The 10,034-nt window shown below is 70.5% G+C and carries 11 protein-coding genes; 6 read left to right on the forward strand and 5 right to left on the reverse strand.

What is annotated here, in order from left to right; genetic code table 11:
- Positions 1-897, reverse strand: an 897-nt coding sequence (locus tag Q2100_RS26635; protein WP_302916481.1) for a serine/threonine-protein kinase, incomplete at its 3' end; no start/stop codon positions are given.
- 84 nt (positions 898-981) lie between these two features.
- Between Q2100_RS26635 and Q2100_RS26640 the strand changes: the two genes are divergently transcribed.
- Entirely contained in the window at positions 982-1,326 is a 345-nt protein-coding gene (locus Q2100_RS26640) for a DUF7882 family protein (RefSeq protein ID WP_302916482.1), read from the forward strand.
- Positions 1,327-1,331: 5 nt separating this feature from the next.
- On the opposite strand, the gene Q2100_RS26645 is transcribed toward Q2100_RS26640, so the two are convergent.
- A complete protein-coding gene (locus tag Q2100_RS26645) occupies positions 1,332-2,438 on the reverse strand; it encodes a PDR/VanB family oxidoreductase (protein ID WP_302916483.1) in 1,107 nt (368 codons plus the stop codon).
- Positions 2,438-3,346, reverse strand: coding sequence for a metal-dependent hydrolase (locus tag Q2100_RS26650; protein WP_302916484.1), 909 nt, complete (start codon positions 3,344-3,346; stop codon positions 2,438-2,440). Before Q2100_RS26650 ends, Q2100_RS26645 begins: the two co-directional genes overlap by 1 nt.
- Before the next feature lie 99 nt (positions 3,347-3,445).
- Between Q2100_RS26650 and Q2100_RS26655 the strand changes: the two genes are divergently transcribed.
- Both Q2100_RS26655 and Q2100_RS26660 read left to right on the forward strand, forming a co-directional pair.
- The gene (locus tag Q2100_RS26655) at positions 3,446-4,291 is read left to right on the forward strand and encodes a lysophospholipid acyltransferase family protein (protein WP_302916485.1); all 846 of its coding nucleotides are present in this window, start codon (positions 3,446-3,448) and stop codon (positions 4,289-4,291) included.
- A gap of 28 nt (positions 4,292-4,319) precedes the next feature.
- Positions 4,320-4,754 (forward strand): SRPBCC family protein, encoded by a 435-nt coding sequence (locus Q2100_RS26660; RefSeq protein WP_264015028.1) that lies wholly within the window; start codon positions 4,320-4,322, stop codon positions 4,752-4,754.
- 19 nt (positions 4,755-4,773) lie between these two features.
- On the opposite strand, the gene Q2100_RS26665 is transcribed toward Q2100_RS26660, so the two are convergent.
- Both Q2100_RS26665 and malQ read right to left on the reverse strand, forming a co-directional pair.
- Complete coding sequence (locus Q2100_RS26665) at positions 4,774-5,193, reverse strand: hypothetical protein (RefSeq protein WP_302916486.1); 420 nt, start codon at positions 5,191-5,193, stop codon at positions 4,774-4,776.
- 79 nt (positions 5,194-5,272) lie between these two features.
- Positions 5,273-7,456 (reverse strand): 4-alpha-glucanotransferase, encoded by a 2,184-nt coding sequence (gene malQ, locus Q2100_RS26670; protein WP_302916487.1) that lies wholly within the window; start codon positions 7,454-7,456, stop codon positions 5,273-5,275.
- A gap of 178 nt (positions 7,457-7,634) precedes the next feature.
- On the opposite strand from malQ, the gene Q2100_RS26675 reads away from it, so the two are divergent.
- From Q2100_RS26675 to Q2100_RS26685, 3 genes are all read left to right on the forward strand, one after another.
- Positions 7,635-8,243 (forward strand): TetR/AcrR family transcriptional regulator, encoded by a 609-nt coding sequence (locus Q2100_RS26675; RefSeq protein ID WP_264015031.1) that lies wholly within the window; start codon positions 7,635-7,637, stop codon positions 8,241-8,243.
- Positions 8,240-9,151: an SDR family NAD(P)-dependent oxidoreductase gene (locus Q2100_RS26680; protein WP_302916488.1), complete on the forward strand. Its 912-nt coding sequence runs from the start codon at positions 8,240-8,242 to the stop codon at positions 9,149-9,151. Before Q2100_RS26675 ends, Q2100_RS26680 begins: the two co-directional genes overlap by 4 nt.
- A 21-nt stretch (positions 9,152-9,172) precedes the next feature.
- A partial coding sequence (locus Q2100_RS26685) for an MFS transporter (protein WP_302916489.1) occupies positions 9,173-10,034 on the forward strand: 862 nt, incomplete at its 3' end.

Genomic DNA, 10,034 nt, shown 5'->3' on the forward strand with positions numbered 1-10,034 from the left:
CCTGCGGGCCGGGGCGGGCGTGGTCGCCGTCGCGAGCCGGGTGTCGCCCGCGGCGCCGACACCCAACTGGTGGGCGAGGGCACGGGCGAAGTCGGCGCACCGCTCGTAGCGGTCGGCCGGTTTCTTGGCCAGTGCCTTCGCCAGCACCGGATCCAGTGCCGCGAGCTCGGGACGCTGGGTGGCCAGGGCCGGCGGTGTCGAGGTGAGGTGCTGGCTGATCACCACCGCCGGATTGCTGTGCTGGAACGGCGGTGTGCCGGTCAGCAGATGAAAAGCGGTGGCGGCCAACGCATACTGGTCGGCGCGACCGTCGAGCCGCTCGCCCATCAGCTGCTCGGGCGCGGCGTAGGACACGGTGCCGACGGTCATGTTCGTGGCCGTCAGCCCGCTGATGTCGTCGGTCCACCTGGCGATGCCGAAGTCCGCGAGCAGGATCCGTTGCTCGCCGGACTCCGGATGCCCGAGCAGGATGTTGGCCGGTTTGACGTCGCGGTGCAGCAGGTTGCGCGCGTGGGCGTAGTCGAGGGCGTCGGCCATGGCGGAGACGATGGCGAGCACCTCGCGCTGGGGCAGGCCGTCGGGATGGCGGTCGCGCATCAACCGGCCGGCATCGGTGCCCTCGACGTAATCCATCGAGATCCAGATCTGGCCGTCGTATTCGCCGCGGTCGTGCACGCCCACGATGTGGGGGTGCCAAAGGGTGGCCGCGATGTCGGCCTCGCGGTGGAATCGCTGCCGGTACTCCTCGTCGGCGGACACCGTCGCGGGCAACACCTTGAGCGCGTCCTGGCGCGGGAGTCGTGGGTGCTGGGCCAGATACACCTCACCCATGCCGCCCCAACCGAGCAAGCGGACGATGGTGTAACCCGCGAACGTCGCCCCATCGGCCAACGGCATGGGCGAATAGTACGGCAGCGACGTCCCGAGTCAGAGAAGGTAGACGGTGACAGTTCAGCGTCGACGACCGAAGGGACGACCTCTGTGGCAACGGTTCATTCTGGCGGGCAGCCGATACCCGGCACGTTCACCAACCACTTCGTGGCCCATCTGCAGGCCGCGGTGGCTGCCCGGTTCGCCACCGGCAAGGGTTTCTTCCTGACCATGACGGGCCAGGGTGAGGGCGGCGCGGAGGTCACCACCAGTCACTGGCTGCACCCGGGCATCCCGCTGGCCTTCAGCTACGACGTCTCCGGCGAGGACGGCGCCAAGGTGGCGCCGGTGGCGTTGGACCACAAGGAGATCGACGCGCTCACCGCGGCGATGGACCAGCCGAACGGGGTGCGCGGCAGCGACGGCGTGTGGTGGCCGTTCGCCGAGCACGTCTGAGGCTGCTACAGGTCGACGGTGAGCACGTGACCCTCGGGCGCCCGTGACACGCAGGTCAGCATCATGCCTGCGGCGCGCTCCGGGCCGGTGAGCAGCGTGTCGCGATGGTCGACCTCGCCGTCGAGCACACGCGTGCGGCAGGTGCCGCAGAAACCCTGGCGGCAGGAATACGGCGCCTGCACGCCGGCCCGCGTCAACGCGGCGAGCAGGCTCTCGTCGGCGCCCACCCGGACGGTCACGCCGGAGGCGGCCGCGGCGGCGACGAACTCGGCGCCGTCGACCACCGGTGCCGCGGCGAACCGCTCGTAGTGCAGCTCGACGTCGCCGCGGCCTGCCAGCGCGGTGCGGATCACGTCGAGCATGGGGGCGGGACCGCAGGCATAGACCGATGCCCCGGCAGGATCGTCACCGAGCAGGTCGCGCGCTGTCGGCAGTCCGTCGATGTCGTCGGTGCGCACGGTGATGCGGTCGCCGAACCTGACCAGCTCGTCGAGGAACGGCAGGCTGTCGTGGCTGCGGCCGGTGTAGAGCATCGACCAGTCGACACCGAGGCGATGTGCCTGCTCGAGCATCGGCAGGATCGGGGTGATCCCGATGCCGCCTGCGACGAAGCGGAACCGGTGCGCCGGTGACCCGTAACCCGGCACGGTGAGCGGGAAGGCGTTGCGCGGGCCCAGCGTGCGGACGGTCGCGCCGATCCGCAGCGCCTCGTGCACCTCGATGGAGCCGCCGCCACGGCCGGGGATCCGCCGCACGGCGATCCGGTAGCGGTCGGATGCCCCGGGGTCGCCGCACAGCGAGTACTGCCGGACCCGGCCGCTGGGCAGGTGCAAGTCCAGATGCGCGCCGGGGAACCAGCGCGGCAAGACGCCGCCGTCCGCGGCGGTCAACGTCACCGCGAGCACGTCCTGGTCGCGGGCGACCACGTCGCGGGCCGCGACGGTCAGCTCGATGCTGCGGTCGCGCGCGGCGGGGGTCGAGATCCTGCGGATGGCGCCGGACAACCCGAACAGCCCGGTGATCGCCGCGTCGGCGAGACCGATCAGCAGGTCGGGGCGCTGGGGGTCGGAAGCGCTCGGCGGAGCGGCGCGGAACCTGGTGAACACCGCCATCACGGATGGGCGCTGCGCGCAGCGGGCGAACTGGCCAGGTAGGCCACGGCCTGCGCGGTCGATCCCATGGACTCGGGGGTGAAACCCGGCCGGAAGTACATCAGGGTGTTGGAGCCGAAGAGAGTGCGGTACTTCGGCAGCAGACCGGCCTTGGAGTCGCGCATCCGCAGCCGCTGCAGCCGCCACCAGCCGAGCTCGGTCCGGGGATCGGTATGCGTCAGGTGTCGCACGCCGCGCTGGAAGAACGCCAACATCATCGGGACGGCGATCATCATCGCGCGGATCCGGTCGGGGTAGCTGTCGTGGAAGTGCACGGCGACGTCGTGGGCGACGCTACGGTGCTCGACCTCCTCGCTGCCGTGCCAGCGGAAGAGGTCCACCATGGTGGGGTCGGCATCGTGGTCGTCCCACGTGCAGTTCAGTGAGAAGTCGCCGAGCACCGCCGTGTAGTGCTCGATGGCCGCGATCAGCCACAGCCGGTCGCACAGGTGGTTGAGCCGTCGCCGCTCCGCATCGGGACCGCTGAACTCCCTGGGCGTCAACACCTTTCCGAAGACGTACTCGATCTGGTCGAGGATCGGCGCAGGGTCGACACCGTGATCGATCAGGAATTCGTGCAGCACGCGGTCGTGGGTGTCGGCGTGGGTGGCCTCCTGACCGATGAAGCCGCGCATGTCCTCGGCCAGTCTCGCGTCGGTCACCAGCGGCAACGCCTCGTTGTAGGTGGCGACGAACCACCGCTCGGCCGCGGGCAGCACGATGTTGAGCAGGCTGACCATGTGGGACGCGACGGGGTGGTCAGGGATCCAGTGCAGGGGGACACCGGTGACGTCGAAGTACACTTTGCGGGCCTGGATCTGAACCGGGCCCGGGTCGATCTCCCGTTCGAAGCGGCGCGGACGCAACATGGCTGACCTCCCGGGGCGCGGTGCCGATCACCCGCAGTCTACGACCGGTACGTGGGAACGCAGGTTTCGGCTAGTTGTGTGATGTCAATAACAGGGGGCATGGCAGGTATCGGCGACGCGCTCGAGTGGGCAAAGAAACAGGTGTCGGCGCGGGTGCCCACCGCCGACCTCGATCAGCGCGATGCGGACTACATCCGGGAGCAATTGCCGGGGCTGTGGCTGCTGGCCTCGCTGTACTTCCGCGCCGACGTCAAGGGTCTGGACCGCATTCCCGCCGACGGCCCCGTGCTGCTGGTCGGCAATCACAGTGGCGGAAACCTGCCGCCCGACACCTTCGTGTTCACGCTGGCGTTCTGCTCGTACTTCGGGGTCGAGCGGCCGTTCTACCAGCTCGCACACAACCTGGTGGTGTCGATGCCCGGCCTGGGATCGCTGCGCAAATTCGGCACCGTCGCGGCCAACCACGACAACGCGGTGATGGCGCTCGAATCCGGTGCCGCCCTACTGGTGTACCCGGGCGGCGACTACGAGGTGTTCCGGCCGTCCTGGAAACGCCACGATGTCGATTTCGGTGGCCGCAAGGGGTACGTGAAGCTCGCCCGCGAGGCCGGGGTGCCGATCGTTCCCGTGGCCAGCGTCGGCGGACAGGAGGCCGCACTGTTCCTCGATCGCGGTCAGTGGCTGGCCCGGCTGTTGCGGGTCGACAAGACGCTGCGGCTCAAGAGCGTGCCGATCGCCCTCGCCCCGCCGTGGGGACTGGTGGTCACCGACATGGTGCCGCGGCTCCCGCTGCCGACGAAGATCGCCATCGAGGTGCAGGACCCGATCGGCGCCGACGACATCGCGGCCAGCGACGACGACGTCATCAACGACAAGGTGCTGAGCAGCCTGCAGGCCGGCGTGGACCGACTGGCGGCGCGGCGACGGTTCCCGGTGCTCGGCTGATGAGCGCTTGCGCGAAAAGGAAACAGTCATGAGGTTGCAACGGAGCATCATCGTCGACGCCGATCGCGACGCGGTGTGGAAGCACGTGAGCGATCCGGACTGCTACCCGGAATTCATGGCCAACCTGGAGCGGTGGGAGACCGTGACCGACGGCGACGCCGGCATCGGAGCCCGCTACACCGCGCACTGGAAGATCGGCTCGGTGCCGGTCGGTGGGGTGATCGAGGTGGTCGAGTTCGACGACCGGCGGGATCTGGCCTGGATCGGCATCACCGGGATCACGATGCGTGGCCGGTTCCGGCTGCGGGACTGCGGCGACGGCAAGACGAAGGTGAATTTCCGGCTGGCCTACGAGGCGCCCGGCGGCCTGCTCGGACTGATCGCCGACCGGGTCGCCGCGCGGCAGGTCGGCCGAACCATGAATCAGACGCTCGACAACCTGAGGACGATGTCAGAGACGTAGGTAGCGATCTGAGACGGGCTCAGCGCGCCGGGATGGGTCCGGCACCGGCGCCGGGTGCGCCCGCGATCGGCACCATCGGGGTCGGGGTCACGGTGGTGACGCCGTTCTTGCCGACCCTCGGTCCGCCCGCGGGGCCCATCGCCTTGAGCTGCTCTTCAGCCGCGGCCGAGCAGTCCAGCGTGAGCAGCATCTTGCCCACGGAGTTGATCTTCTGGGAGCCCACGAGGCACTGCGACTGCGGCAGGGCGCTGCCGACCGAACCGCTGAAGGTGGCCGTGATGCCCTGGCTCTTCAGAATCTGCTGCGCCTTGAGGTAGGGCTCGCCGACCACGTTGATCGAGCTGGCGTCGGCGGGCTGGGACCCGGCCGCTCCCGCGGTGATCAGGGCGGCCGCGCCGGTGGCGACGACTCCGGCGCCGAGCAGGACGAGCTTGTTCACGTGGCCTCCGTCGGATCGAGTGCGGTGCGAACATATCGCAGCTGTGACGATTGTGAAACCGGAGAAGAGTCCTTCGGCGTTACAGCGGCGGGTTGACCTGCTGAGCCATCGCCTCGGCCAGCCGGGCGGCCCGCGAGTCGGTGAACACGTCTTCGAGCAGCACCGGGCGACCGTCCGGGCCGCTCAGCGGGATCTGCCAGTTCGGATACTCGTCCGACGTCCCGGGCTGATTCTGGGTGCGGACGTCGCCGACGGCGTCGACCAGTGACAGCGCCAGCAGCTTCGACGGGGTGCGCCCGAGATAGCGGTGCAGTGCGAGCACCGTCTCCTCGACACCGGCGTCCTCGTCGAGGAGCCCGACGCGGCGCAGTTCGGCCCGCCACGCCGCCTGCTGGGCGCGGTCGTCGGCGAGTTCCTCCGCGGCGGGACGGGTCAGCAACCCGAGCTCCTCGCGCAGCCGAACGTGTTCGCCGGCCAGATAGCCGGCGGTCGGGGGCAGGTCGTGGGTGGTGACCGAGGACAGGCAGCACTCCCGCCACCGTTCGGCCGGCAGCGGTCCCGGCGGGCTTTGGCCGTTGTCATTCCCCGAGTCGCTGCGCTCCTGCCCGCCGTTGCCGTCGCGGTCCAGCTCGAACCACAGGATCGACGTGCCGAACACGCCCCGTTCGCCCAGGTAGTCGCGGACCCACGGCTCGACGGTGCCGAGATCCTCACCGACCACGACGGCGCCGGCGCGGTGCGCCTCGAGCGCGACGATGCCGATCATCGCCTCGTGGTCATACCGGACATAGGTGCCCTCGGTCGGGGGCGCGCCGCGGGGGATCCACCACAGCCGGAACAGGCCAATGATGTGGTCGATGCGGACCCCGCCGGCATGCCGCAGCACCGCGCTGACCAGCGCCCGGAACGGCTCGTAGGCCTGCGCGACCAGTTCGTCGGGCCGCCATGGCGGCTGCGACCAGTCCTGGCCGAGCTGGTTGAACTCATCCGGCGGCGCTCCCGCGGTCACCCCCAGTGCGAGGACGTCCTGCAGCGCCCAGGCGTCGGCGCCGTTCGGGTCGACCCCGACGGCGAGGTCGGTCATGATGCCGAGGTCCATGCCGGCCTGCAGGGCAGTCGCCTGGGCGACCGTGAGCTGCTCGTCGAGCGCGAACTGCAGCCAGCGGTGGAAGTCGACGGTGGCGGCGTGGTCGCGGGCGAACTGCGCGACCGCGGCGCTGTCGGGGCGCCGGAACTCCTCGGGCCATCGATGCCAGTCGTTGCCGTGCCGCTCGGCCAGGGCACACCAGGTGGCGAACGCGTCAAGGCTGGCGCCTTCGCGGGTGCAGTAGGCCTCGTAGGCCAGCTGGCGGCCGGCCGACCACGGCACCTCGTAGACCTTCGCGAGTGCGGCGCGCTTGGCCCGCCACACCGTGTCCCGGTCTATCAGGTCGGCTCGGTCGGCCTTGTCCTGCACGCCGGCGCGGGCCTTGCGGATCCGGTTGCGGCCGCGGACGTAGGCGAACTCGGGGATGGCCTCCACCCGCAGGTACACCGGATTGACGTAGCGGCGCGACGTCGGCAGGTACGGCGACGGTTCCATCGGAGGTGCGGGTGCCGCCGCGTGCAGGGGATTGACCAGGATGAAGCCGGCCTGGTGCCGGGCCGCCGACCAGACGGCGAGGTCGGTCAGGTCGGTGAGGTCGCCGATGCCCCAGGAGTTCCGCGACCGGACGCTGTAGAGCTGGGTGGCCAGCCCCCAGCTGCGCCGGGCGCCGAGCCGGGCGGGCAGTGCCAGCGTCGAGGGGGAGACCACCAGCGGTGTGTCGGCGTGCGTGGCGCCCGAGTGCATCAGCACGCGGTGATAGCCGAGCGGCAGGTCGTCGGGCACCTCGAAGCTGGCCTCACCGATCCGGCGGCCGTCGACCTCATAGGGGTCGCGGTTGTTCTCCAGCTGCCGCAGACCGGTGCGCTCGGTGCCGTCCTCCAGCCGCAGCGACACCTCGACGGGCTCGCCGTGGGTGACGTGCACCCAGAACGACGAGACAGCGCCGGAGCGGGCGAGCACGATCGGCGGCAGCGGACGCTGCCAGTACTCGCGCTCGTGGCCGGCCAGGGCGGCGGCGCGGTCGTCCTCGGTGTCCGCGGCCACGCCGAGCGCGGCGAGCACGGCGGTCAGGGTGGATTCCGCGACCGTCACCTGTCGACCGGTCCAGTCCTCGAATCGGGTGGCGACGCCGTAGCGCCCGGCGAGTTCGACGAGCGACGCGGGCAGTTCGGTCATGGCAGCCAATCTTGCCCGTAGTCGGTCGGCATCGCGGATCGAAGACTCCTCTCGGGACCTGCTGAATCTGTCGGGCCGGGCATTCCCGTTCTGCACGAACCTAATCCGCCGTCCCGGACGACGGGGTGCGGCTTCTGCTATGTTGTGACTGTAGCGATCCCTACAGAGGAGGTGCCCGGTGACGCTGACGAAGAAGCAACAGCAGGGACAGACCTCGCGGGCGCACATCCTCGATGTCACCGAGCGCCTGATGGCCACCCGCGGCTACGCCGCGACGTCGATCAGCGACATCCAGCGGGCCTGCGGACTGCCGCCGAGTTCCATCTACTGGCACTTCGGGTCCAAGGAAGGGGTGCTGGCCGCCGTCATGGAACGCGGCGCCGAGCGCTTCTTCGCCGCGATCCCCGACGCAGGCGCGGCCACCCCGCCCGAACAGCTGGAGGCCACCGCGCGGCTGCTCGCCCAGCACCCGGACTTCCTGCGGCTGTTCTACCTGCTGTCGCTCGAACGCCACGACGACACGGCGGTGGCCACGGTGGTGCGCCGGGTGCGCGACACCGCGATCGCGGGTTTCCGGTCGGCCATCGGTGCGATGTTGCCGCCGGACACCACGCCTCAGGTGGCCGCGCGGGTCGCCGACGAGCTGACCACGTTCGCGGTCGCCCAATCCGACGGCGTGTTCCTCGCCGACCACCTCGAACCCGGCCACACCGACGTCGAACGCATGTACCGCCGCCTCTTTCAGGCCATCACCGCGCTCATCCCCGTACTCCTGGAGGAACAGTGACCGTCGACCGGACCGCCGTCATCACCGGCGCCAACAGCGGGCTCGGTTTCGAGTGCGTGCGGGCGCTGCTCGACACCAACCCCTCGTGGCACATCGTGCTGGCGGTGCGCGACGCACACCGCGGAGCCGAGGCGGTGGGCCGGCTCGGCAGCGCTGCGCGGTGCACGGTGCTGCCCCTCGACCTCGCGTCGCTGACCTCGGTGCGGGACTTCCCGACGCGTCTCGCGGAGCGGGAGCTGCCGCCGTTGCGGGCGCTGGTGTGCAACGCGGGGCTGCAGGTGGTCTCGGGTCTGGAACGGACCCCCGCCGGGGTGGAACTGACGTTCGGCGTCAACCACCTGGGCCATTTCGCGTTGGTCGACGGGCTGCTCGACCAGCTCGCGCCGCCGGCCCGCGTCGTGATCGTCAGCAGCGGAACCCACGATCCGGCCAAGTTCTCCGGCATGCCGAAACCGCAGTACAACTCGGCCGAGGAACTCGCCCACCCCGCCGACGGGGCGTCGAGCGCCGCGGACGGTCGGCGTCGCTACACCACGTCGAAGCTGTGCAACGTGCTGTACGCCTACGAACTCGACCGGCGCCTGGACCGGGGACGCCGCGGCGTCACGGTGAACGCCTTCGACCCCGGCCTGATGCCCGGCTCCGGTCTGGCGCGCGACTACTCGACGGCACAACGATTCCTGTGGCGCCACCTGTTTCCCGCCCTGCGCGTGCTCCCGGGGGTGCGCAGCACCCGAGCCTCCGGCCGTCACCTGGCGGCGCTGGCCGCCGACCCGCGCTTCGACGACGTCACCGGGCGGTACTTCTCCGGGCGGCGGCCGATCCGCTCCTCGGCCGACAGCTACGACACCGACCGGGCCCGCGATCTCTGGGAGACCAGCGAACGCCTTCTCACCCTTGCCATTTAACGCCCGGTAGGGTTGGCGGCCATGGTGTCCGCAGAGCTCGGCGCGGCTGCGGTGCGCGACCGGCGGGCCCGGGTCGCGACGGCGGCCCTGTTCTTCACCAACGGGGCGCTGTTCGCCTCGCTGTTGCCGCGCTTCCCGGAGATCAAGGCGGATCTCGCGCTGTCCAACACCGTGTTCGGGCTGGCGGTGGCGGCGTTCTCCGGCGGCGCGTTCGTCGCCGGAATCGCGGCAGGCGCACTGATCCGGCGGTTCACCTCGGCCCGCGTCGGCGTGGCAGGAACCCTGGGCATCGCCGTGTTCGTGCTCCTCGCCGGTCTCGCGCCGTCGGGCGCGCTGTTCGCCGCTGCGCTGTTCGTCGCAGGCGCCTCCGACGCGGTGACCGACGTGGCCCAGAACGCACACGCGCTGCGGGTGCAGCGCAACTACGGCCGTTCGATCATCAACTCGTTTCACGCGGTGTGGGCGTCCGGCGCCATCACCGGCGGACTCCTCGGCGCTGCGGCGATCGCCCTGGCTGTGCCTCGCGCCGTTCAACTGAGCTGCTCCGCCGTGGTGTTCAGCGCGACCGTGCTGATCGCCTACCGCTTCATGCTGACCGGCTCCGACCACGACGACCACCCCGCCGCGGCGCGGACCGGCGGGCAGCGAGCAGGACTGCGTGTCTACGCCGTGATCGGCGCACTCGCGACGATCGCCATCGCCGGCGCCGCGGTCGAGGACGCGGGAAGCACATGGGCGACGCTCTATCTGCGCGACAGCCTGGACGCGGCGGCGGCGGTCGCCCCGTTCGGCTACATCGCGCTGGTGGCGTGCATGTTCGTCGGCCGGCTGTTCGGCGACCGGCTGGTGGACCGGTTCGGCGAGGCGGCCGTCGCGCGGGCCG

It is taken from the genome of Mycolicibacterium arseniciresistens, from assembly GCF_030519285.1.
In the GTDB taxonomy this organism is placed as follows: Bacteria; Actinomycetota; Actinomycetes; order Mycobacteriales; family Mycobacteriaceae; genus Mycobacterium; species Mycobacterium arseniciresistens.